This is a genomic window from Gottfriedia acidiceleris (assembly GCF_002128425.1).
Taxonomy (GTDB): Bacteria; Bacillota; Bacilli; order Bacillales; family Bacillaceae_G; genus Gottfriedia; species Gottfriedia acidiceleris.
Genome location: NZ_NESS01000001.1, coordinates 327933 through 350757, shown reverse-complemented (window position 1 = coordinate 350757; position 22825 = coordinate 327933). Strand labels below are relative to the sequence as shown.

General features: G+C 32.4%; 30 protein-coding genes and 1 riboswitch. Of the genes, 23 read left to right on the top strand and 7 right to left on the bottom strand.

Annotation, left to right across the window (positions count from 1 at the left end):
- The first annotated feature begins 185 nt into the window (after positions 1–185).
- Positions 186–386, top strand: a complete 201-nt coding sequence (locus B6K90_RS01845; RefSeq protein WP_088010831.1) for a hypothetical protein — start codon at positions 186–188, stop codon at positions 384–386.
- A gap of 100 nt (positions 387–486) precedes the next feature.
- On the opposite strand, the gene pdxK is transcribed toward B6K90_RS01845, so the two are convergent.
- Complete coding sequence (gene pdxK / locus B6K90_RS01840) at positions 487–1302, bottom strand: pyridoxine/pyridoxal/pyridoxamine kinase (protein ID WP_088010830.1); 816 nt, start codon at positions 1300–1302, stop codon at positions 487–489.
- A 201-nt stretch (positions 1303–1503) separates the two neighbouring features.
- A riboswitch (Lysine riboswitch) is annotated at positions 1504–1681 on the top strand.
- Positions 1682–1882: 201 nt separating this feature from the next.
- On the opposite strand from pdxK, the gene B6K90_RS01835 reads away from it, so the two are divergent.
- The 3 genes from B6K90_RS01835 (at position 1883) to B6K90_RS01825 (ending at position 4799) form a co-directional block, all read left to right on the top strand.
- A complete protein-coding gene (locus B6K90_RS01835; RefSeq protein ID WP_088010829.1) occupies positions 1883–3352 on the top strand; it encodes an amino acid permease in 1470 nt (489 codons plus the stop codon).
- Positions 3353–3514: 162 nt separating this feature from the next.
- Entirely contained in the window at positions 3515–4207 is a 693-nt protein-coding gene (locus B6K90_RS01830; RefSeq protein WP_088010828.1) for an MBL fold metallo-hydrolase, read from the top strand.
- A 19-nt stretch (positions 4208–4226) separates the two neighbouring features.
- Positions 4227–4799, top strand: a complete 573-nt coding sequence (locus B6K90_RS01825; RefSeq protein ID WP_088010827.1) for a TetR/AcrR family transcriptional regulator — start codon at positions 4227–4229, stop codon at positions 4797–4799.
- A gap of 76 nt (positions 4800–4875) precedes the next feature.
- Here B6K90_RS01825 and B6K90_RS01820 read toward each other — a convergent pair whose 3' ends face one another.
- Positions 4876–5175, bottom strand: a complete 300-nt coding sequence (locus tag B6K90_RS01820; RefSeq protein WP_088010826.1) for a hypothetical protein — start codon at positions 5173–5175, stop codon at positions 4876–4878.
- Positions 5176–5376: 201 nt separating this feature from the next.
- Between B6K90_RS01820 and B6K90_RS01815 the strand changes: the two genes are divergently transcribed.
- The 6 genes from B6K90_RS01815 (at position 5377) to B6K90_RS01790 (ending at position 11698) form a co-directional block, all read left to right on the top strand.
- Complete coding sequence (locus B6K90_RS01815; RefSeq protein ID WP_088010825.1) at positions 5377–6363, top strand: zinc-dependent alcohol dehydrogenase family protein; 987 nt, start codon at positions 5377–5379, stop codon at positions 6361–6363.
- Between the two features lie 172 nt (positions 6364–6535).
- A complete protein-coding gene (locus B6K90_RS01810; RefSeq protein ID WP_088010824.1) occupies positions 6536–7177 on the top strand; it encodes a response regulator transcription factor in 642 nt (213 codons plus the stop codon).
- A gap of 16 nt (positions 7178–7193) precedes the next feature.
- Positions 7194–8294, top strand: coding sequence for a sensor histidine kinase (locus B6K90_RS01805; protein ID WP_088010823.1), 1101 nt, complete (start codon positions 7194–7196; stop codon positions 8292–8294).
- 160 nt (positions 8295–8454) lie between these two features.
- The gene (locus B6K90_RS01800) at positions 8455–9390 is read left to right on the top strand and encodes an ABC transporter ATP-binding protein (protein WP_088010822.1); all 936 of its coding nucleotides are present in this window, start codon (positions 8455–8457) and stop codon (positions 9388–9390) included.
- A gap of 36 nt (positions 9391–9426) precedes the next feature.
- On the top strand, positions 9427–10551 hold the full coding sequence (locus tag B6K90_RS01795) for an ABC transporter permease (RefSeq protein ID WP_088010821.1): 1125 nt from the start codon (positions 9427–9429) through the stop codon (positions 10549–10551).
- Position 10552: 1 nt separating this feature from the next.
- The gene (locus tag B6K90_RS01790; RefSeq protein ID WP_088010820.1) at positions 10553–11698 is read left to right on the top strand and encodes an ABC transporter permease; all 1146 of its coding nucleotides are present in this window, start codon (positions 10553–10555) and stop codon (positions 11696–11698) included.
- 177 nt (positions 11699–11875) lie between these two features.
- Here B6K90_RS01790 and B6K90_RS01785 read toward each other — a convergent pair whose 3' ends face one another.
- The 3 genes from B6K90_RS01785 to B6K90_RS01775 form a co-directional block, all read right to left on the bottom strand.
- Positions 11876–12256: a VOC family protein gene (locus tag B6K90_RS01785; RefSeq protein WP_235821685.1), complete on the bottom strand. Its 381-nt coding sequence runs from the start codon at positions 12254–12256 to the stop codon at positions 11876–11878.
- Positions 12257–12328: 72 nt separating this feature from the next.
- Positions 12329–13009, bottom strand: a complete 681-nt coding sequence (gene bshB2, locus B6K90_RS01780; protein WP_088010819.1) for a bacillithiol biosynthesis deacetylase BshB2 — start codon at positions 13007–13009, stop codon at positions 12329–12331.
- A 16-nt stretch (positions 13010–13025) separates the two neighbouring features.
- Positions 13026–13370 carry a YojF family protein gene (locus B6K90_RS01775; RefSeq protein ID WP_088010818.1) on the bottom strand — a complete coding sequence of 115 codons (345 nt, stop codon included), beginning with the start codon at positions 13368–13370 and terminating at the stop codon, positions 13026–13028.
- A gap of 426 nt (positions 13371–13796) precedes the next feature.
- On the opposite strand from B6K90_RS01775, the gene B6K90_RS01770 reads away from it, so the two are divergent.
- Both B6K90_RS01770 and B6K90_RS01765 read left to right on the top strand, forming a co-directional pair.
- Complete coding sequence (locus B6K90_RS01770) at positions 13797–14186, top strand: FtsB family cell division protein (protein ID WP_088010817.1); 390 nt, start codon at positions 13797–13799, stop codon at positions 14184–14186.
- Between the two features lie 289 nt (positions 14187–14475).
- The gene (locus tag B6K90_RS01765; protein WP_088010816.1) at positions 14476–14793 is read left to right on the top strand and encodes a hypothetical protein; all 318 of its coding nucleotides are present in this window, start codon (positions 14476–14478) and stop codon (positions 14791–14793) included.
- Positions 14794–14848: 55 nt separating this feature from the next.
- Here the strand turns inward: B6K90_RS01765 and tatC are convergent, their stop codons facing one another.
- Complete coding sequence (gene tatC / locus B6K90_RS01760; RefSeq protein ID WP_088010815.1) at positions 14849–15577, bottom strand: twin-arginine translocase subunit TatC; 729 nt, start codon at positions 15575–15577, stop codon at positions 14849–14851.
- A 324-nt stretch (positions 15578–15901) separates the two neighbouring features.
- Here tatC and B6K90_RS01755 point away from each other — a divergent pair, with 324 nt between their 5' ends.
- The 3 genes from B6K90_RS01755 to B6K90_RS01745 all read left to right on the top strand — a co-directional run bounded on the left by B6K90_RS01755 (position 15902) and on the right by B6K90_RS01745 (position 17323).
- On the top strand, positions 15902–16504 hold the full coding sequence (locus B6K90_RS01755; RefSeq protein WP_167555248.1) for a metal-dependent hydrolase: 603 nt from the start codon (positions 15902–15904) through the stop codon (positions 16502–16504).
- A 74-nt stretch (positions 16505–16578) separates the two neighbouring features.
- Positions 16579–17007 (top strand): hypothetical protein, encoded by a 429-nt coding sequence (locus tag B6K90_RS01750; RefSeq protein WP_139840663.1) that lies wholly within the window; start codon positions 16579–16581, stop codon positions 17005–17007.
- Between the two features lie 16 nt (positions 17008–17023).
- On the top strand, positions 17024–17323 hold the full coding sequence (locus B6K90_RS01745; protein ID WP_088010812.1) for a DUF2653 family protein: 300 nt from the start codon (positions 17024–17026) through the stop codon (positions 17321–17323).
- Between the two features lie 46 nt (positions 17324–17369).
- Here the strand turns inward: B6K90_RS01745 and B6K90_RS01740 are convergent, their stop codons facing one another.
- Positions 17370–17564 carry a YqzH family protein gene (locus B6K90_RS01740; RefSeq protein WP_088010811.1) on the bottom strand — a complete coding sequence of 65 codons (195 nt, stop codon included), beginning with the start codon at positions 17562–17564 and terminating at the stop codon, positions 17370–17372.
- A gap of 162 nt (positions 17565–17726) precedes the next feature.
- On the opposite strand from B6K90_RS01740, the gene B6K90_RS01735 reads away from it, so the two are divergent.
- From B6K90_RS01735 to B6K90_RS01705, 8 genes are all read left to right on the top strand, one after another.
- The gene (locus B6K90_RS01735; protein ID WP_088010810.1) at positions 17727–18989 is read left to right on the top strand and encodes a Y-family DNA polymerase; all 1263 of its coding nucleotides are present in this window, start codon (positions 17727–17729) and stop codon (positions 18987–18989) included.
- Positions 18990–19088: 99 nt separating this feature from the next.
- Positions 19089–19421 (top strand): YolD-like family protein, encoded by a 333-nt coding sequence (locus B6K90_RS01730; RefSeq protein WP_056475525.1) that lies wholly within the window; start codon positions 19089–19091, stop codon positions 19419–19421.
- Between the two features lie 69 nt (positions 19422–19490).
- Positions 19491–19715 carry a DUF1659 domain-containing protein gene (locus B6K90_RS01725; RefSeq protein WP_088010809.1) on the top strand — a complete coding sequence of 75 codons (225 nt, stop codon included), beginning with the start codon at positions 19491–19493 and terminating at the stop codon, positions 19713–19715.
- Positions 19716–19732: 17 nt separating this feature from the next.
- The gene (locus B6K90_RS01720; RefSeq protein ID WP_056475532.1) at positions 19733–19948 is read left to right on the top strand and encodes a DUF2922 domain-containing protein; all 216 of its coding nucleotides are present in this window, start codon (positions 19733–19735) and stop codon (positions 19946–19948) included.
- A 199-nt stretch (positions 19949–20147) separates the two neighbouring features.
- Positions 20148–20987, top strand: a complete 840-nt coding sequence (locus tag B6K90_RS01715; protein ID WP_088010808.1) for a Cof-type HAD-IIB family hydrolase — start codon at positions 20148–20150, stop codon at positions 20985–20987.
- Between the two features lie 210 nt (positions 20988–21197).
- Entirely contained in the window at positions 21198–21374 is a 177-nt protein-coding gene (locus B6K90_RS23535; RefSeq protein ID WP_167555247.1) for a hypothetical protein, read from the top strand.
- A 214-nt stretch (positions 21375–21588) separates the two neighbouring features.
- Positions 21589–22035 carry a BclA C-terminal domain-containing protein gene (locus B6K90_RS01710; protein ID WP_088010807.1) on the top strand — a complete coding sequence of 149 codons (447 nt, stop codon included), beginning with the start codon at positions 21589–21591 and terminating at the stop codon, positions 22033–22035.
- A 178-nt stretch (positions 22036–22213) separates the two neighbouring features.
- Positions 22214–22708, top strand: a complete 495-nt coding sequence (locus tag B6K90_RS01705) for a DinB family protein (RefSeq protein WP_088010806.1) — start codon at positions 22214–22216, stop codon at positions 22706–22708.
- Positions 22709–22825 lie beyond the last annotated feature (117 nt).

Sequence of the window (22825 nt, the reverse complement as noted above, 5' to 3'; positions counted from 1 at the left end):
ATATATAATAACACGCGGTCCATAAAAACATGTTAAATTATGGTAATTTAAGTTGGTGTTCTGAATCAGTGAAAAGGTAATATAGGAAGTAGAGTAGAAATCGCATAGAAAAAATAAAACGAATGCTCTAGTTATTTATAAATTAATTATTTTAAAATGGTATTAACTAAAAAGGAGAGGATTATATGGGTCAAAACAAACATGCACACGATCTTCAAAAGCGTTTAAACACTTTCCATACGAAACATAATCAACGAGTTGCTGAGTTTCATAAACAACACTTGATCCAGATAGTAAATGGAAATGGCTTGATGTCCAAATGGGAAAGATATATTTATTTCAAAGGAAGAGATTTATTTAAGACATTAAAGGGAATGGTTAAGTGATAAGGAAGAACTTGCAGGATTGCCCCTTGTTATTCTTATATTCTCTAAAATAAAACAAGGATAGGAAAAAATCCTTATCCTTGTTAATTATTAATTACTCTTAGCCTTCACTATGTAATCGATAAGCCATATGGTTTGTTGGGCCAACGTATTGATTTAGTGGGAATGAGTGACGAATTGCTTCGGTAATGAATTTTTTTGCAGTGTAGATTGCTTCTCTTGGTTCTGCGCCTTTAGCTAGCTCTGCACAAATCGCTGCAGAATAAGTACAACCAGCACCGTGAGTATATGTAGTTTCAATTCTATCAGATTCTAGATGCTCAATTTTTTCACCATCAAATAATACATCTATTGCATTTTCATGCTGAATTTTGCTTCCACCTTTAACTAAAACGAATTTAGCACCTAAAGCATGGATTTTTCGTGCTGCTTCCTCCATTTGTTCAACAGTGCAGATTGGCTGCATATTAGCTAATTGTGCTGCCTCAAATAAATTTGGCGTTACAACTGTTGAAAGTGGAACTAAAATTTCTCTTAATGCATCATTCGTCTCTGGATGAAGAGCCTCGTCATTCCCTTTACAAATCATAACTGGATCTATAACAACTCGATCAATATTATGTTTTTTTATTGTTTTTGCAGCTAACTCAATTATTTCAATTGAACCAAGCATACCAGTTTTCATTGCTTGAATACCCACGCCAACAACGATTGTTTCTAATTGTGCTGCAATTGTATCTATTTCAATTGGAAATACTTGATGATGCCAATGATTATGAGGATCCATCGCTACTAAGGTTGTAATTGCACTCATGCCATAAACATTACGTTCCTGAAACGTTTTAATGTCAGCTTGTAATCCAGCTCCACCACTACTATCAGATCCCGCAAGTGTCAATGCTTTATAAATTGTCATGTAAAAAATTCCTCCTTTGAATTACATAAAATTATTATACAAAAACATAAGTGCTAGGTACAAGACATGAGCATCCTGAAGAGAAAATCAAAAAATACATCTCTTAATAAGAGTCTCTTTTTGTCGAAAAATCTATTGACAAACTAGATTAATAGATTGTATATTGAGTTTATAAAAATTAATTTAATATAATCTTTATCTCGTATGGATAGAGGCGCAGTTTTGATTAGTCGTTACTTTGAGGTTTATGGTACCTGTGAAAAGTAATAAAAGGTGAAACTGCCGAAGTAATAAATTAACCATTTTAATTTATTACTGGGCCTATTGCTGAATAAGCGTAGGACTGTCACAAGATTTCTTGTGGAGGGCTATTGAAGAGATGTTGATGCTGTTTGACACATATAATTGAGTCTTAAACACGTGAACATTGCTTCACGTGTTTTTTTGTATTTTACCAGATTTTCCATTCTTTACATATTGACGAAAATACTGAGTAAAATACACATCATACAACACTTTTATACCGTCCCATATTCTCGCGTAAAGATAAGATTGCAAGAATCAAGAGGAGGCAAACAAGATGGGACTAACAAACCCTAAAAATGATAAAGTAGTATCAAATACTCACGATGGTTCTTTAAAAAGGGGCCTTAAAGCAAGACATTTAACGATGATTTCAATTGGTGGTTCAATTGGGACAGGTTTATTTTTAGCTAGTGGATCTTCAATTAGTGAAGCAGGTCCTGGTGGAGCTATCTTAGCTTACGGATTAATTGGTATTATGGTTTATTTCTTAATGACTAGTTTAGGTGAAATGGCGACTTATTTACCAGTTTCTGGTTCATTTAGTACTTATGGATCTCGCTATGTTGATCCAGCATTTGGTTTTGCTATGGGTTGGAATTATTGGTATAACTGGGCAATCACTTTAGCTTTTGAATTATTAGCTTCAGCAATGCTTATGAAATATTGGTTTCCACATACTCCAGCTGTTTTATGGAGCGGAATCTTTTTAGTGATTATTTTAGGTTTAAATTTACTTTCAGTTAAAGGCTATGGTGAATCGGAGTTTTGGTTTTCATTAATTAAAGTTGTAACCGTAGTTGTCTTTTTAATTGTCGGTATTGCAATGATTTTTGGAATTTTAAGTGGACATCACGCAGGATTTAAAAACTTTACTGTTGGAGATGCTCCGTTTCATAATGGATTTTTAGGTGTATTATCTATCTTTATTGTTGCAGGTTTCTCATTCCAAGGTACAGAGTTAATCGGTGTTGCAGCAGGGGAGACAGAACATCCAGAAAAAAATGTTCCAAAAGCTATCCGTCAAATTTTCTGGCGTATCCTTTTATTTTATGTTTTAGCTATTGTAGTAATTGGTTTATTAATTCCTTATACAGATCCTGATTTAATGAGAGGCGACGTGGCTGTTAGTCCATTTACTTTAGTCTTTGAAAAATTAGGTATTGCTTTTGCGGCATCTGTAATGAATGCAGTTATTTTAACTTCAGTTTTATCTGCAGGTAATAGTGGAACTTACGCTTCAACTCGTATGTTATATACTTTAGCAATCGAAGGAAAAGCTCCTAAATTCTTAACAAAAGTAAATAAAAATGGTGTTCCTACAAATGCTTTATATGTAACACTTGCAGTTGGTTCACTTGCTTGTTTATCTTCATTTTTCGGTGAAGGTCAAGTGTATACTTGGTTATTAAATTTATCAGGTTTATCAGGTTTCCTTGCTTGGTTAGGTATTGCGATTTCTCATTACCGTTTCCGTAAAGCTTATGTTGCTCAAGGAAAGGATTTGAACGATTTACCTTATCGCGCAAAATGGTTCCCACTAGGTCCAATCTTAGCGTTCTTAGCTTGTTTATTTATTGTACTTGCTCAAAACTGGCAAGCTTTCACTGGTAATGTAATTGATTGGCAAGGTGTACTTGTTTCATACATTGGAATTCCTGTGTTTTTAATTGTTTGGTTAGGTTATAAATTCAAACATAAAACAAAAGTTGTTTCTTTAAAAGAGATGGATTTAAGTAGAAAATAATTTCCGCCTTGTTTAATAATGTAGCCCTTTCATCTTTGATGGAAGGGTTTTTTAGTCATTTTAACGATTCTTATGTAAATTTAGAATTTTTGTTCACAAAAACTAATACCTTTAGTATTATAAAACTAAAGGTATTAGTTTTTATTAGTAGGAGGGTATAATATGAAGATTACGAAAAATAATTATCTTTATGAGTTGAGCTTTTTACCCAATTTCTTTCCAGTAAATTGTTTTTTAGTTGAAGAAGAAAACGAGCTTACATTAATTGATACAGCGTTATCTTTTAGTGCGACTAAAATTATTGAGACAGCTAATCAAATAGGCAAAAAAATTACGAACATCGTATTAACTCATGCTCACGGCGACCACGTTGGATCGCTTGATCAATTAAAATCACTACTTCCTGATGCAGTCGTCTCCATTTCAAAAAGAGATGCAAAATTATTAAAAGGAGACACTAGTTTAGAAGCTGGTGAACCAAATACTCCTATAAAAGGTGGCGTTCCTAAAAATATCCAAACCATCCCAGATCGTTTACTACAAGAGGGTGATATGATTGGGTCTTTAGTAGCAGTTGAAGTTCCAGGTCATACTCCTGGTTCAATGGCATTTTTAGATCAGCGTACAAATGCCATTATAGCTGGTGATGCTTTTTCATTAAGAGGTGGTTTTGCGATCTCCGGTCAATTAAGAATTTTATTTCCTTTTCCATCTATGGCAACATGGAATAAAGATGCTGCATTAAATAGTGCTAAGAAAATTAGTGAATTAAAACCTACATTATTAGCAGTCGGTCATGGTACGATGTTAAGTTATCCACTGGAAGCGATTGAACGTGCCCTTAAAAAGCAGTAGTAAAGGAGTATATCGTAAAATGTCACCAAGAATTGGATTGAATTTTAATGAATTACTGAGAACTTCTATTAAAATTGTCGATACAGAAGGGTGGGAGGCTTTAACGATTAGTTATCTTGCAAAGAAGCTAACGATTCAACCACCATCGATTTATAATCATATTAAGAATTTGGATGAATTAAAAAATAGTATTGCATTACATGGGATTACACAGCTTTATGAAAGACTTTATGAATCAGTAGAAGGAAAAAATAATGAGAAAGCAATTTTTGCATTAGCTTTTGCTTATCTTGATTATGCTAGAACTCATCCTGGTTTATATAAAGCTACCTTATCTCCGTCACAAACACCAGGGGAGGAGTATCGTTTAACTGGGAAAAAAATATTGAACTTAATCTACGAAGTATTGAAACCGTATAATTTAACTGACATTGAACTTATTCATGCGGTTAGAGGTTTAAGAAGTTTGCTTCATGGTTTTGTTTCACTTGAAAAAAGTGATGGATTTGGTATAAATATTCCTATTGATGAAAGTGTACTTTTTGTATTGAAAAATTATGTAAGAAATTTGAAGCTGGATATGCAGCAATAAAAAATAAGGATAGGAAGGTTCAAATACCTCCTATCCTTATTTTTATTTTTAGAGAAAATACGTTTTTTATTTAAAATTAAGCATGTACGCCATCTTTAAAGTTTTTATTCCAGTTTTTATCTCCAGTATGTTCAAGATCTTCAGTAGTACGTTCTAATACGTCAATTAGTAACGTCTTCATATGGTGGATATTATTATAAAACAATTTTTCTTCTTCTAAATCTGGTTTTGCATGATAAGCTGCCTTAATTGCTGATTCTTCACGAAATCTTTTAACTTTTAAGTCTAACTCATCAAAGACGTGTTTTACATACTTTACAATATTTCTATGGTTTAACGTATTTCTCTCATTTAATTCCTCTAATTTGTTTACCATAGTCATTTCCTCCATGAATAAGATTAAAAGATTAATATTGATTATACTGAAACATCGTAGAAAAACAATATAAATTATAAATTTTTAACCATTATAATCAAAACCTTATGATTCAATTTGAGGTCAAAATTGTATTTTTTTCGACGTAATGTATGCTACAATGACTTAAAAATATTTTCTAATTCGAAAGAGGAGGCTATTATGAAAGCAATTGTCATTCATCAATATGGAGATAGCTCTGAGTTTAAAAATGTTGAACTTTCAATTCCAAAGCCATCTGGTCATCAAGTTTTAGTTAAAGTTTCTGCAACTAGTATCAATCCAATTGATACAAAGATTAGAAAAGGGATTGTACCGAATGCGTTCCACCCTAATTTTCCGATGATTTTACATAGTGATTTTTCTGGTGAAGTTGTAGAAGTTGGTGAAAATGTTTCACGTTTTTCAGTTGGAGATTTTGTTTTCGGTTTAAATGTCTTTAGTGGTACTCTTTCAGATTATTTTTTAATAGAAGAATCAGTTATTGCTAAAGCACCAAAAAATTTACCAATTCAAGAAGCGGCAAGTTTACCATTAACAGCTATTACTTCATGGGAAGCACTTTTTGACAGAGGTAATTTAAAACAAGGTGATCATATTTTAATTCATGGCGGGGCAGGTGGCGTTGGTCATCTAGCTATTCAGTTGGCGAAAGCTTTTGGGGCTACTGTTACTACAACTGTTTCGTCGAATGAAAAAGCTGATTTAGTTAAAAAGCTAGGTGCAGACTACGTTATTAATTACAAGGAAGAGACTGTCCAAGAATATGTAAACCGCCTAACTGATGGGCAAGGATTTGATCTTGTTTTTGATACTGTTGGTAATGAAAACTTAGATAAATCGTTTTTCGCAGTTAAGCCAAAAGGAACTGTTTTAGCAATCGCTGCACGTTCGACTCATGATTTAACACTTTTACATAACAAATCTTTATCTTTACATGTAATTTTTATTCTGCTCACTCAAAAAACTGAGGAAGGGCGTAAAGAACATAGTGCTATTTTAAATAAAATTGCTACACTAGTTGAGGAAGGTAAGCTAAAGCCACTGATCAATCCAAAATCTTTTACATTTGATCAAGTGAAAGAAGCTCATGATTACTTTGAAAATAATGAAGTACATTTTGGTAAAGTATTAATTGAAAATAAGTAATGTTATTGAATCCCTTTTGCATATGCTTAGGGATTTTTTTTTCTTCAAACTTCCAAATTAATAAGATTAATTATGTTCTCATAGTATTTAGCCAAAAGAGGTATATAATGGAAATATAATTCGTGGAATAAAGGATGTGAAAACGAGGTAGAAATTTTCTCCCTCTATTCAAATGAAAATAAAATTAATTATTGCTGATGATAATTCATTTATTAGAGAAGGTCTTAAAATCATATTGAGCTCTTATGAAGAATTTGAAGTATTAGAAACCGTAAATGATGGGAATGAAGCGTTAAAATATTGTCAAAATAATGAAGTAGATGTTGCACTTTTAGATGTTCGAATGCCAAATATGAATGGTGTAGAAGCTACGAAGCATATTTCTGAGCAAACTAAAACGAAGCCACTTATTTTAACGACTTTTGATGATGATGAGTACATTATTGATGCTGTGAAAAATGGAGCAAAGGGCTATTTATTAAAAAATAATGAACCAGAACGAATTCGAGAAGCGATCAAAAGTGTTTATCATGGAAATACAATTATGCAAGATTTAGTACTTGATAAAATTAGAACGAATTTAACAAGCAATGCGAATACAGCAGATACGAAAATCGATACGAGTTTGTTTACTCAAAGAGAGTTAGATGTAATGGCTTTAATTGCAAAAGGGTTTTCTAATAAAGAAATTTCTAAGCAAATTTATATTTCTGAAGGAACAGTTGCTAATTATATTACTTCAATTCTCGGAAAAACAGGGCTAGAACATCGAACACAAATTGCTATTTTCTATATTACTGGGAAAGTAGATTAACGCGAAGGTGTTACATATGGAGCGTTGGATTATTTTAAATAAGCTCTCTGTTATCTTGTATATAGCTTTAATTTGTATTCAAAAAGCAATTCCTAATTTCTCTTGGGTACTTTTTGCATTACTTGTTTATTTTTGTTTAAATATTAGTCTTTATTTAATAAAAAATAGATTGTTGATAAAACTTTTACTAATCTTATCAATTTGTTTAATTGTCTATTCCAATTTAAAGATTCAGCCATTATTTCTCTTATTACTGCCAATGTCTATTTTAGAGCTCGTTTCTTTTTTTAGTTCGAAAAAATGGATTGATTGTTTTTTTGCACTACTGCCAATTTTCTACTTACCTAATTCTTTACAACCTATTTATGGATTAATTGCATTATTTAGTTTTATCGTCTTTTCAATTGTTAATTTGTATAACACTAGGTTACGGTTTAAAGAAGATCAAATTGACAAGATGAGGAGTACAATTCAAAAGCTTTCAAAAAAGATAAATAATCATAATGAGTTTATTGAGCAATCGGAATATACCTTTAAATTAGAGGAACGAAATCGTATTTCTCAAGAAATACATGATAAAATAGGGCATTCAATGACTGGTGCGCTATATCAAATGGAAGCAGCTAAACATTTAATGAGTACTAATCAAGATAAAGCATTAGAGTTGCTTCAAAATGCGATTAATATTTCAAAGGATGGTATTGAAAACATAAGACTCACTTTAAAAAATATGAAGCCACCAACTGAACAAATGGGAATTCATTATATGAAATTATTCATAGATGAATTTTCTGCTAAGCATGATTTAAAAACATTGTTTGTCTATAAAGGAAATCTCGATCTTATTACGCCAATTCAATGGAAAGTAATTCAAGAAAATGTAGTTGAGGCTTTAACAAATACGATGAAATATGCAGGTGCTACAGAGGTTTCAATCGAAATACATGTCATGAATAAAATGATTAAAACGAATGTAAAAGACAATGGTAAAGGCAAAGTGAAAATTAAAAAAGGTTTAGGTATCATTGGGATGGAAGAAAGAACAGCAGCTATAAACGGGAAAATAATAGTTGATGGTCATGATGGTTTTTCAGTTACAACTTTGCTTCCAATCTAATAATTTCATCATGTGATCTGAATTTCTATTAAGTCCATCTTGATTTTGCCTAAATAAAAACATGAATATTCTCATGTGAAAAGAGTGAACTAATACACTGATATTGGTTCACTCTTTTGCTTATAATAGCATCATACTAAAAAGCTTAAGAGGTGAGAGGATGAAAGTTTTAGAGATAAAAAATTTAACGAAAAAGTTTGGCGATTTTATAGCAGTAGATAATATGTCTTTATCCATTGAAGAAGGAGAAATTTTTGGATTTCTTGGAGCAAATGGGGCAGGAAAAAGTACGACAATTAATATTATTTCAGGGCTACTTCGAAGTAATCAAGGTACTGTAGAAATTCTGGGTAAAAACAGTAAGAAGCATAGTAAGTTCGCAAAAATGAATATTGGAATGGTACCTCAGGATTTAGCTATTTATGAAGATTTAACTGCCTATGAAAATGTTAGATTTTTCGCTGGACTTTATGGTTTAAGAGGTTCGGAATTAAATGAAAGAGTAGAAGAAGCATTACAATTTGTAGGGTTAGAAGATAAATTTAAGGAATATCCAAAAAATTTCTCTGGTGGAATGAAGAGAAGACTAAATATTGCATGCGCTATTGCACACCGACCCAAGCTTATTATTATGGATGAACCAACTGTTGGGATTGATCCACATTCACGAAATTATATTCTTAATAGTGTACGTAAGCTTAATAAAATGGGTTGTACAATCATTTATACGAGCCATTACATGGAAGAAGTTGAAGAAATATGCTCACGTATTTCGATTATTGATCATGGGAAAATCATCGCTGAAGGAACGAAGGAACAGCTTAAATCGATTATTACAAATACAAAGGATATTCGAATTGAAGTTAAAACGACTGAAAATATTGATGTTACGGCGCTAAAAGCAATTAACGGCGTTGAGAATGTTCATATTTTAGATAATGTTATTACGATTACTTCAGATAATGGTGTGAATAATCTAAATAAAATCATTCAGCACTTTATTAATAGTGATATTGAAATTAGTTCGTTACAGGAAAATGCGCCTAACTTAGAAACTGTTTTCCTTACATTAACAGGTAGAAATTTACGTGATTAACTTTATGGAAAATTATTTAATAAGGAGGCAATTGGCTTGAATATTTTTAATATTGCATTCATGGAAATTAAGCGTGACTTTCGAGATGTAAGGCACCTATTTTTTATGTTAGCATTTCCAATCATTTTAATGCTTGTCTTAGGTACTTCACTTTCAAATGCTTTTTCAACATCTGTCCCGATTAAGGATGTGCATGTTATATATAAAGATCAATCTACAACTGGTGAGTTTTCGCAATACTTTAACGAATTAATAAAAGGTACGAAAAAGTCTGGAATTCATTTTAAAAAAGCTGCGAGTAATACAAATGGTGAAAAAGAAGTTAAACGAAATCATTATGATGGCTATATTTCTATTCAAGATGACGGAATTAAGCTTTATATTAATGAAGGAAACAGTGTTGAGGGTAGTGTTATTCAAGGAATGTTAACTTCATTTGTAGATAAATATAATGTTAGCGTTGAAGTTGCTAAAATAGATCCAACTCAAGTTAAAGAAGTCTTTTTAGGTAATTCTCATGATGATTATATTAAGGATACGTCGATTGCATCAAATAAACAGCCAGGTTCAATGGATTATTACGCGATTGCAATGACGACTATGATTGTTCTTTATGCAACTATGTCTGCAAGTAAATTGATTACAGGAGAAAGAGTTAGAAAAACTGCTGATCGATTAATCGTTTCTCCTATTTCTAAATTTGAGATTTTCATTGGGAAAATACTTGGAAGTTTAGTTGCTAACTTTCTGTGCATTATTGTAGTTGTCTATTTCAGTAAATTCTTTTTTAAAGCCAACTGGGGTAGCCATCTATTACTAGTCTTTTTTGTTTTACTAACGGAAGTCCTTCTATCAATTAGTTTAGGGTTGGTTGTAAGCTATATAACGAAATCAAATGCATCTTCTAGAGCAATCATCATGATTGTTGTGCAGCTATCTTCATTCTTCGGTGGAGCTTACTTTAAATTGGGCGATACTAGTGGGATTTTAAAAACCATTACTCAACTTTCACCACTTACATGGGTTAATACTGCAATTACAAAAATTATTTATGCAAACGACTTGTCAGCTGCTATCCCGGCGCTTGTCTTTAATATAGGTTTTTCTTTGCTATTCCTATTTCTTGCATCTATTTCTCTACAAAGAAGGGAGGGGCTGTAGGATGCAGTCAGTTTTTTGGCTAATCTCGAATACTTTAAGAGCTACTTTTAAAAATAAGAAAAATATTATTATGTATATTTTAGTACCTCTAATTGGTATTTTTATTTCCTTTCTAGCCTATGGTGGTTCTAATAAAACGATCGTTCACGTTGGAATTGTTAATGAAGATCATCAATATATTGCAAATGATACGATTAAGTTTTTAGAACACTTAGATAACGTTCGTATAGAAATAATAGACAATTCTGATGCCAATGATAAGATCGCTTCAGGATCACTTGATTGTGTTATTTCGTTCCATGATGGTTTTACAGATAGTGTACGTTCTGGTAATCCAGATCATATTCAAATATCTTCTATAAAAGGTGCTCAAATTACGAGCTTTGTAAAATCTTATTTATACAATTATATCGACAATGTTTCAGCAATTAGTAGAGTCGCAAAAACAGACCAAAATAAATTTAATCAAATGTATTCCAACTACCAAAACGCAAGCTTCAAGGTAGCAACAAAAACATTATCAGATTCATCTCAATCTGAAAATATGACCACATATAGTTTAGGCTTTTTGATCATGATTATGTTAATGTCTGCAGGGAATCTTTCTGAAATTATTTTAAAGGAAAAAGAAAATCGAATTTACTACAGACTTTTGTCTGCACCAATTAATGCTAGAAAATATATTTTCTCAAATGTTGTAGTAAATATGATTGTAATGACTATTCAAGTATTTATTACGCTTCTCTTTATGACTAAAGTGTTTCATATCGATATTCATATTCCGTTTTGGGAAGCGGCAATTGTTATGATGCTTTTTGCTTTAGTCTCAGTAGGGATCTCTTTAATGATTGTGGCGTTCTCTAATAGTTCAAAATCATCTGGAGCATTGCAGAACTTAATCGTTGTTCCAACTGTCATGCTCTCTGGTTGTTTCTGGCCAATTGAGATTATGCCTTCATCAATGCAAAGAATTGCAGATTTTCTTCCTCAAAGATGGACGTTAGAGACATTGACGAAGTTACAACAAGGAAGTAGTTTAGGAAGCTTATATTTAAACATTTTAATCCTTCTAGTTTTTGCGGCTGCATTTTTCTTAATTGCTATTTATAAGTTTAGTCGTAATAGTTCTACTAGAAATTTTGTGTAAACAGCAAAAAAATCCATCTCTTTTTTAGAGATGGATTCTGTGTGTAGACAAAGTTCCAAACATGATTATCAGACTAATTGCAAGCGCTTGTCTTTCGAGACGCGAAGTTACCCTAGATGGTAATGAGCACTGCTCAACAGGCGAAGCAACGAAGAAAGCGAGCGTTTGTCAACAGTCTCAGTCCATTGAACTACATATTTCAATAAAATGACCATCTGGATCAGCTACATATGCTACTGTTTGACCCCATGGCTTTGTAATTGGTTCTTTGATGATGTCTGCACCTTTTGTTCGTAAATCTTCTATTGTAGCATGGACATCATCAGTAACAAATCCGATTTCAAAGGTTTGAGAAGATGCCTCAGTACTTTTAAATGTTAATCCTGTAAGCTCTTGAACATTGTCACGTTCAATCATGGCTAGCACAGTATTGCCAGTATCTAATTCTACATACGTGCCATGATTTCCGCGAATAGGAAAGCCTAAAGATTCAGTATAGAAAGTAAGAGATTTTTCTAGATTTGAAACATATAAAATTAAATACTTCATTTTCAACATTTCATTTGCCTCCAGAATAGTTTAATCTCTTTTTCTTTCTACATATATAAGGTTTTTACCTTCTTATATTGGTTATTCAAATTGATAGGTATAGAACGATTCCTTTGCAAAAAATGATTTTAATCGATCATCTGGTATATCCTCAAATTTTTCGATTTTTACAACGTCTTTTAGCATCGACTCTGTTTGAGAGCGGTGTGCTTTCAATGTTCTTAGTTTTTGAGTTGCAACATCCATTACATCATTCACGATATCGGGTTTCCCTAAAACTTCAAAGCGTTCTTTTGTAATTGCAATACACCATACTGTTGGACGATTTTCTTTATCCATTCGACGAACTGCTTCAACTGCAGCCCTTGCAGTTGCATCATGGTCTGGGTGGACACCATGTTCTGGATAAAAAGTAATTAATAATGTTGGCTGAATCTCGTCGATGATTTCCTTTATTGGACTAATTACTTCTTCAGGATCTTCGAATTCAATTGTTTTATCATGGAATCCTAGCATTCTTAAATCTTGGATTCCCATTTCTCTACAAGCGTCGATTAATTCGTTTTTACGTATTGTAGGAAGTGATTCTCTTGTTGCGAAAAATGGATTCCCCATATTTCGTCCCATTTCTCCTAAAGTTAAACAAGCATATGTAACTGGAATCCCTTTATTTGTAAATTTAGAAATCGTTCCAGCAGCCCCAAAAGCTTCATCATCAGGGTGAGGGAACACAAGTAATACTTTTTCTTGTTTTTGACTCATTTTTAGTGCTCCTCTCTTAAAATGGCGTATAGCTTAAATGTATTGCAATTGCAAGCTTTCCATCCTCATTATGACCTGCTAGTAGGAGGCGGCCTTGGTCATCAACTTCAAAATCAGTTAATCCTTCTGCGACAACCCAGCCCTCTTCAAGCTTTAATCCTACTCGGTATGGGTATTTGCCTGTGATTGTAGCACGACTAATGACGACTTTCGTATTTCTGATAAAGGCATTTACTGTCATTACTTTTTCATTAAAGTGATTAGCATATGCACCATTTGTAGTTTCTAAATGTAAATAGACTGTTTGATTTATATAATTTTGAAGTGCATCTTGGGCAGCACCAATTTCTAATTTTTGCATTTTCTCGTACCTCCTTTAAAAAGTATTATAATCCAACTTTCCCTAAATTGGTAATTTGTTGGCTTGTGATTTTGAACATAAAAAGATCCCTATCTAATTGGGTGATAGGGATTGGGGGGATGTGTATAACATGATTACTAAAATTTAACTGTTTAAATATTCAGTTAATTTATATTTAATATACATGATGGGAAAATATTCGTCAACCACTTTTATTAAAAAAATTTAAAATATTCAAAAAATAAGAAAATAAGATAATTAATAGTATCTTTTTATCGGTAAATACATGACTAGAACTCGACAAAAAAGACGTGTTTTTGTGTAAAATAGTCAAATTTTTACTTGTTTTACCTTTTTTTTCTTTTCTAAAAAGATATTAATTGTTAAACTAGAGTAGAATAATATTTTTAAAGGGAGGTTTTTAACGTGAAGGCAGAAGCACGAAAATTATATAATCCACAAAGAGAAGAATTAAACAAGCCTTCTCGTAATCAATTTCCGCAGACTCAAAAAAGAAAAACAATACGAATCCATCGAATCATTTTGACAATATTATTTTTGTCTTTAATTGTCGCGTCTGGAATATATATGTTTAGTCAAAACAAGGTAGCTTTGGCAAAGCAACATGAACTTTCAACATTACAGGTCGAACAAAAAAAAGTGGCTAAAACTGAAAAAGATTTAAATAGACAGATTAGACTATTAAATGATCCGGATTTCATTGCCAACTACGCTCGTGATCAATATATGTTCTCTAAAAAAGGAGAAACAATCATCATCGTGCCGAAATCGAAAGAAGATATCAACTCAAACTAAATTAATTTAACTTAAAGATTCTCATATATATGGGAGTCTGTTTTCTATACTTATTATAGAACTAACGTTCGTTTAGTGCAAGTTTAAAGTCGAACGTACGAACTTAAATAGGAAGAAGGGAATAGGATTTTTTAAGATCTATTAACGTTTTCTCCTATTACTATACACTTTCTCTTATCCATTTTTTATCATTTTAGTTCTAATTACCCATGCTTTCTACAAAATTTTTACTATTCTGAAAAATACATCTTTGTTATAATTTAAATAAGCTTAAATAAGGAGGATTAACATGAAAAAGTTCATTTACGTTTTTGCTATTTTAATTGTACAAGTAATTTTGACGTTCCTTGTTAGTGTTCTCTCGGATTCATCGGCTAGTAATATTGCTATTATGGTAGGATTCGTTACGACGATCTTCCTTTATTGGAAAACAGCTAAAAAAGTAAGCTATACTCCTCTGCAGCAGTATCAATGGTTGCGTGCTGCTGGTTTAGAATTTAATGATTTACATAAAGATTTTCAAAGAAAAATTGCTATTAAAGCATCGTTAATTTATAGTTTTTCAGGTTTAGTTGTTACTTTGTATACATCACATATTTTACTATGAAGTTAGTCAAAAAAATGGACAAGCATCTTAATTGCTGTCCATTTTTTTGTGTTTTTTATTCTGATTCATGTTGTAAGCGTTTAATACGTTTTCTATATGCAATTGATGAAACAAGAATACTTAGTTCGTATATAACTAACAATGGTAAGCTTGTCATCATATCAGATACAAAATCAGGCGGTGAAATTGCTGTTCCGATAATAATAAGGATAAAATATGCAAAACGTCTAGATTTTCTTAAAAATGCAGGTGATACGATTCCGATACTCGTTAAAAATAGTATAATGACTGGTAAATCAAAGAAAAACGCAAAAGGAACAACTAAGTTAAATAAGAAGCTAAAATAGCGCTCAGCTGTGAATGTAACTGTTACTAAGTCTTCTCCGATATCCTGTAAAAATTTTAAAACGTTTGGAAAGATGAAATAATAGCCAAATGCTAATCCACAAACGAACAATATGAATAAAGCTGGTATGTAAAGCATTGTGCTTTTTCGTTCTTTTACATGCAAGGCTGGCTTTACAAACGCCCATATTTGGTAAGCTATGACAGGGATACTACACGCAATCGCGAATACTCCACCAATCATTAAATAAATCCAAAGGACATCACTTGGACCTAGCGCTAGAAGCTTTCCATGCAAATCTTGAACAAGGAAATTGAATATAGCTTTCGTATAATATAATCCAATCCCTAAAAAAATAACGAATGCGACAATAACTTTTATTATTCGATTTCGAAGCTCATCTAAATGGTCAATGACACTCATTTCTTTTTCTTGCATAATTTCCCCCAAAGCAAACTGTGAAAGTATTTTATTACACTTTAAAAGTATAAATTGGCAGCGATGTTGATATTTAGTAGCCAATTCTAGGAATAAAGTGTATGTACAACTACGTCTTTAGTCTTCGCTTAAAAGGCTCAATTGACGAGTTTTCTTATTATATTGAGCTTCCTATATTTTGTCAGAAAAAAGAACAATCGTCAATGAATATAGAGACATTAATTCTTCTTAAATTACCATCATTTGTTAATTTATTAATATGAAAACTAACCTTATCCGACTATAATAAAAGTAAGAGTACGTAAGATAAGGAAGGTAAGCGTTTTGGATGGAAAAAGTCATGTAATTGTAGGATTATTTGCAACTGGTGTCACAATGTATGCAACAAAGAATGATTCTATGACCGTCCCACTTATAGTTGGTGCAATCAGTAGTTTGGCTCCTGATTTAGATCATCATAATGGTTCATTAACAAAAAAAGTTTCAATGCCGCTAAAAGTTCTTTTCAGCTTATTATTTTTAGCAGTTACATTATTTATTGTTGTGAAAACAGGGAAGTTAATTTATTCTGGCTCATGGATTTATGCAATAGGTATTCTCGTATTATTTATTATTTGTGTTAGTTGGTTACGGAATTTAAAAACAATTTTAATGTTAACAGGCATATTAATTGCAGTTATTGGTTGGTTTTTCTTTTATGGTTATTGGTCAATCTTTGCGCTTGGATTATTTGTTGCTGTTTCATCGAGATTAAAGCATCGTGGACCAACTCATTCTCTTTACTTTTTAGCTATTTGGAGTGGAATTTGTTATTTGCTGCAAAAAGACTTAAATGTAAATGGATTATGGTTAGCTGGTACAGTCGGTTATTTTTCTCACCTATTAGCGGATCAGTTGTTTACAAAACAAAGTATTAAATGGTTATAGACCTTTAATTATCACATTTTTTTATTAAAATAATCCATACTAAGAAAGATGTGATGATGAAAGAAGGGTCAATTTTGAAAAAAAGAAATTCGCTAATATCAATTTTTTTAATGTTATTTATGTTAGCTCTATCGTTTCCAGTAGATGCAAGTAGTACTTATAACACACAAACGAATAAGATAGATACTAATACATTTGTTACTAGTAAACAAACTTCTACTCAACAACTTGCAATTAGAAGATCGTATCGTTCGAATAGAAGCTATCGACCAACAGCACCTAGGTCGAGCTATCGATCTTATAGAAGCCCTGGGAGGAATTTTTTAGGGTATGCAGGTGCATTTGGGTTAGGATCTCTTTTTGGCTCGATGCTAAACCCATTTGGTGGCTACTATGGTGGTCAGCACTTTGGTTTTTCATTTTTTGGATTACTATTAGATATTTTAGTAATAGTAGCTATAATTTGGTTTATTAAGCGAATCTTTCGTAGAAACCAATATTAACCTTGTGAGGTGACTTGTGAAAATCTTTTTTGATGAACAAGATGTTGCTAATTCGATTTGTGTATATGCGGCTGATTTGGAAGGGGTTCGACCAGAAAGCGTACAAATTGAATTTCAATTTAATGAAGATGATGGAGTAAGCTGTGAAGTATCAGCTAATCATCGGAATTTAATCTATTTCGAGCAACAAATATCTGACGCAATTGGTTTTTACTTAGACGAGATTCATCATTTTTCATCGCATTCAATGGAAATCATTATTGGTTTTGATGAAGAAGAAGGCATTACGAGTGAAATTTCATTTACCTATTCATAAAACCCGAGAGAGAACTTAATGTTCTTTCTCGGGTTTTTTCGATTGCTTAGGCATAATTCGTTACGTATTCGTAAACAATATCTTGTACTAATTCATGTAATTCGCGATCATCATTTAATTGTTCGGTAACAATTTGATCGTACAGCTGATTTAGCATATCAGCTGTAATCCACTGTTCGTGTTCTCCTCTATATTGCATTAGCGCTCGTTTAATCATCTGCTTTATAAACTGTCCATTCACTTTAGTTTTTCCTCCCTTAAGCTAATTTTAGTATAGCCAAAATATTGTATTGTTCCTAGTAAAAAAATTTATTGAAATCGAACGTATATTCGTTTAATATATGTTTATAATAAAAATAAGAACATTAGTTCTGTTATTTTTTGGAAAATCGGAGTGATATGTATGAGCATTTGTTATGAAGAGTTACCACATCATCGGATATTATGCATCGATATGAAGAGCTTTTATGCAAGTTGTTCTGCGGTCATGCTCGAATTAGATCCATTAGAATGTTATTTAGCAGTTGTTGGAGATGTGGAGAGAGAAGGAAGTATCGTACTTGCGGCTTCCCCACGATTAAAAAAGGAATTTGGGATTAAAACAGGATCAAGGGTTTTTGAAATACCTAAAGATCCGCGAATTAAAATTGTAAATCCTTCAATGTCCAAATATCTAGAAATCTCAACAAACATAGTAAAGTTATTAAATGAATTTGTACCTTTAGAGGATTTACATGTATACAGTGTTGATGAATGTTTTTTAAAGGTGGATGGAGTGAAGAGACTATGGGGGGATGCATGGGAGATTGCCGAAAAAATTCGTGCTGAGATTATGGCACGATTTCAATTACCTTGTTCGATTGGGATTGGACCGAACATGCTTTTGTCGAAGCTCTGCTTAGATTTAGAAGGAAAAAAAGATGGGATAGCGGAGTGGACGTATGAAGATGTAGAAAAAAAACTATGGCAAGTGAGTCCTCTTAGTGAAATGTGGGGAATCGGTAAAAGAACCGAGCGAACTTTAAATACAATGGGTATTTTTACAGTCGGACAGTTAGCAAAATATCCTCTTCACTTGCTGGAGAAGAAATTCGGAGTGATGGGAAATCAACTATATCATCATGCGTGGGGAGTAGATCTGTCTGAGCTAGGTGCGCCAATAATGAACGGACAAATTAGTTTTGGTAAAAGCCAAATATTAATGAGAGATTATACGAAAGTCGAAGAAATTAAATTTGTTATTCGTGAAATGTGTGAAGAGGTTGCACGCCGAACTCGTAATGCTAAAAAGGCAGGGCGTACGATTACATTAGGAATTGGATATAGTCGTGAAGAATTCGGTGGAGGATTTTCTCATGCGTTTACAATGGATGAACCGACAAATATTACTTCAGATTTGTATGAAATCTGTACAAAACTATTCGATCGATATTATGAAGGGAAGACAGTTCGGCAAATTCTCATTTCTCTTTCGAATATTGTAAGTGATGAAATCATGCAGTTAAATTTGTTTGATCAGAAAAAACCTCAAAAGCGCAAATTAGGATATGTGATGGACGCAGTCCGAAAAAAATATGGATCATCTTCGCTCCTCTGGGCTGTTTCTTATGCGGAAGGAGGAACAGCACTTGCTCGAAGCAAGCTGGTAGGTGGACATAAAGGTTAAAAAATTTCCTTTCGTCCTTTCTACCATTCATTCCCCTGCAAGTGAAAGCCACTAGCCCTTTAGCCCTGATAAAATGAAAAGAAAAGGAGAAGAATGCCGATGATTCGTGACCGTGGCACGATTAAATGGACGTCAATGATGTTACCAGAACATGTAAAAATGCTTCGCGATTGGAAAGTATCACAAAATTATGAACAACAAAAAGATGTAGATGAACAACTATTAGAGGAAATGAACCGTCATCTTCAACAGGCAATTCACGAAGATGAAAGTGTACAAATTACTTATTATAAAGATCACTATCACCATAATGTAAAAGGAAAAATAGGGAAAATTAATTTGCACCAAAATAGGCTATCCATTTATGAAGAACAAGCTGGATATATGGAGCTGTTATTAAGCGATATTGTGGACGTGAAAATTGGATCTTGAAAAATAATTAACCATTAACGAAAAAACCACCCTTTTTTTGTACATATACATCGAAAGGGGGAGTTGAAAATGGCACAAATAGCTACTCAACAACTAACATTGTATGTAAATTTACATGCAGGAAAAGATGCACAAGGAAAAATCATTATCAAGAAAAAGGCATATAAAAATGTCCGAGTTGATGTTGATTTAGTGAAGCTAAGTGAAGTTGGTAATGCTCTAGCATCGTTGCAAGATCTACCATTAGTAGAGCTTGAAGTATTAAGCAATGGACTACTTTTAAACAGTCTATAAAAAAGGAGGAAAGTAATATGATTCAAACATTAGAACTAAAATTTTTAAATGAAAACGAAAAGGTTGTTACGCTAACAGTAGACAATCCAACAATTCCAGTTAATCCAACATTAATCAATCAAGTAATGGATAAAATTGTAGCAAACAACGTATTCACTTCTACAAGTGGAATTGTCGTAGCAAAACAAGGAGCACGCTTAGTTGGTAAAGAGATTATTGAGATTGAGTTATAAGCTCTATTAAGGTTAAAGAAAAAGTTTTGTAGGCAGTCTAAAGACCTTCTGAAATGCAGAAGGTCTTTTTTTGCGTTATAATAATATAGAATGAACTCATAAAATAGAAATAGTTAAACTGTAATAAGAATGTATTAGTAGAATTAGTGAATAGTTAGCATTCAGATTATAAGAGAATAGTAGAAAAGGAGAGAACGACATGGCATTAATTGCAATTGATATGGATGGTACACTGGTAAATGGTAAAAATGGAATACCAATGGAAAATATTGAAAGCATCCGGGCAGCACAAAAGGAAGGACTCCATGTTGTCATTTCTACAGGTAGAATGTATGAAAGCGCGAAGGAAGTATTAGATGAAGCTGGTCTAACTTGTCCGATCGTCTGTTTAAATGGCTCTCAAATATATGATTATGAGGCGAAAATTTTGCACAACGATTCAATGGATAAAGAAATTTTCGCAAAAGCCTTAAGCATATGTGAAGCAGAAAATAAAACATTTATTATTAGTACTAGTGAAGGATCATTTACAAAGTGTCGAGATACACTATATGATGAATTTTTTACTGATAAGCAAACTGGCAAGACACACAAAGTGACAGCTACTTTAAGAAAGGTTCGAACGTACTCTTCAATTGAAGATTTTAATGATCTTGATGTATATAAAATATTATTTCTTTCCAATAATGAAGAGGTTATTAGTCGCATTCGTCTTAAACTAATGCAAGAAGAGGGGCTACTAATTACTTCGTCAGGCTCAAATAACGTTGAAATTAATGCAGCAAATGTAAGTAAAGGAGCGGCATTATTAAAGCTTGCACCAATTCTTGGAGTAGATTTAAATGAGAGTATGGCAATTGGAGATAGTTTCAATGATGTCTCTATGTTTAATCGAGTAGGTTTTCCTGTAGCAATGGGAAATGCCAAAGAAGAGCTAAAAGGCCAGTGTACATTTGTTACGAAAACAAATGAAGAAGCAGGCGTAGCCCATGCAATTTATCATTTTTTAGACCAAAAACAAAAACTGAAACAAAGCTAATTAAATTCAGTTTGTCGACTGGCAAAAGAGGGAGCTCAAAAGTCAAAGCACTTTTGAGCTCTCTTTTTTTGTTTATAAAACAATAGATATTGCTAAAAACACATCAAAACATGTAGAGACTAATTTTTCCTTTCTCCTATTTTAAAGACATAAAAATTGTGTGGACTAACATAATCTAAATATAAACTATAAAGGATGTGGAGCGTTAAAATGGATGCAACCTTAAGTATATTTCCAATCATTATTACGCTTTTTTATATTGCAATTCCTGCAGGTCTTATAGTAGCAATCTCCTATTTCTATAAATTATTTAAAATTCGAAATGAGGAATTAAAGAAGCAAAATGAACTATTAAATCGGATTGTAAATGTACTAGAGAGATCTTAGAATTCGCAATACTATATGATTTAAAAAAACTTAGTCTCTGAAGATGACTAAGTTTTTTAATCTATTAAAATTGAAAAAAAATAAAAAACTAGTGGATATGCTGTAACGAAAAGAAAAAACTCTCATATTAATAAAATATATCAACAAAATAGACAAGCCTTTAATCTGTTACTCCTAAGAGGATTTATGTCTAATAAAAAGAAAAGGTGATAGTATGAGATATCCAAGACCGCCAAGACATCATTTTCCACCAATACCTCCTGGCGAAAGCTTTGCATTTGTTACTAATAGTGGTGGAACAGTTTCCATTATACAAGAAGGTACACTTGTAACTTTTCCATCATTTCAATATTTAGGTGAAGGAATTACAATTGATCGAGCAAATGATCGACTAACAGTTGAAGCACCAGGTAATTACTTTATTACTTACACAGTAAATTTAAATGCACTATTAGATGTATCTACAAGAATATTAGTAAATGGTAGACCTATAAATGCATCAGCAATCGTAAATGAAGTGAATAGATCCATTTATGGTAGTCAAATGATCTTACCATTAGATGCTGGAGATACAATTTCACTTCAACTGTTTGACTTTGTTGGAGATGTTAAGCTGTTACAAGGCGCTGGAGCAACAATTAATATATTCAGAGTTCATTAGTGCTAGATTTAATCGTTATGCTTCAAACATCTGCTCTATACCGTTACAAAAAATGCACTGCTTTTTAAAAGTAGTGCATTTTTTTATAAGCTAAAATCATAAAGTAATAAAGGTGAATGTAGTAATAACCACGAAAGTACATATCGTAAAGTATAAAGTGAATAAGGGAGAATAATCTATGAGTAAAAAAGAGTTTATATTAGATCAATTAGAAGTCTGTCGTAATGTTGAAAGCTGGATTCAACCTTTAAGTGTAGCATTGGAAAACTTAAGTTTAGAGGATATAAGTTGGAGACAAAATGATTCTACTCATACGATCGGTGAAATCGTATACCATTTATATTTCTATAATGAACGATGGTTGAGAAGATTTAAAGGGGAAATACCAACTGAAGTGATCGAAAGTAATGCTTCAACTTTTCGAAGAGTGGAAAATTTAACGAGAAAAGATTGGCAGGAGCTTGTTAAACAGTTAGATGAGAATTTAGCGAATTGGCAGCAAACTATAAAAGAAGCAGATGAATCAAAGCTTTATGAACAAATTCCAAATTTTCCAGTAGATGCAATATGGTGGGCAGCTTTATCAAATTTATGTACTCATAATGCTTATCATATTGGGCAAATCCTCTACATACGAAAAGCACAAGGTTCATGGGTTTCGAAAGAAGAGTAGGAAGGAAGCTAATACAGGTTGCTGTATAAGAAATAGTAGGCTATTTTGGAAGAAGTGGGAATAGATGGAAATAGGAATGAAAAAAGATAAAAAAGGGAAAATGGGGATTAAAAGATG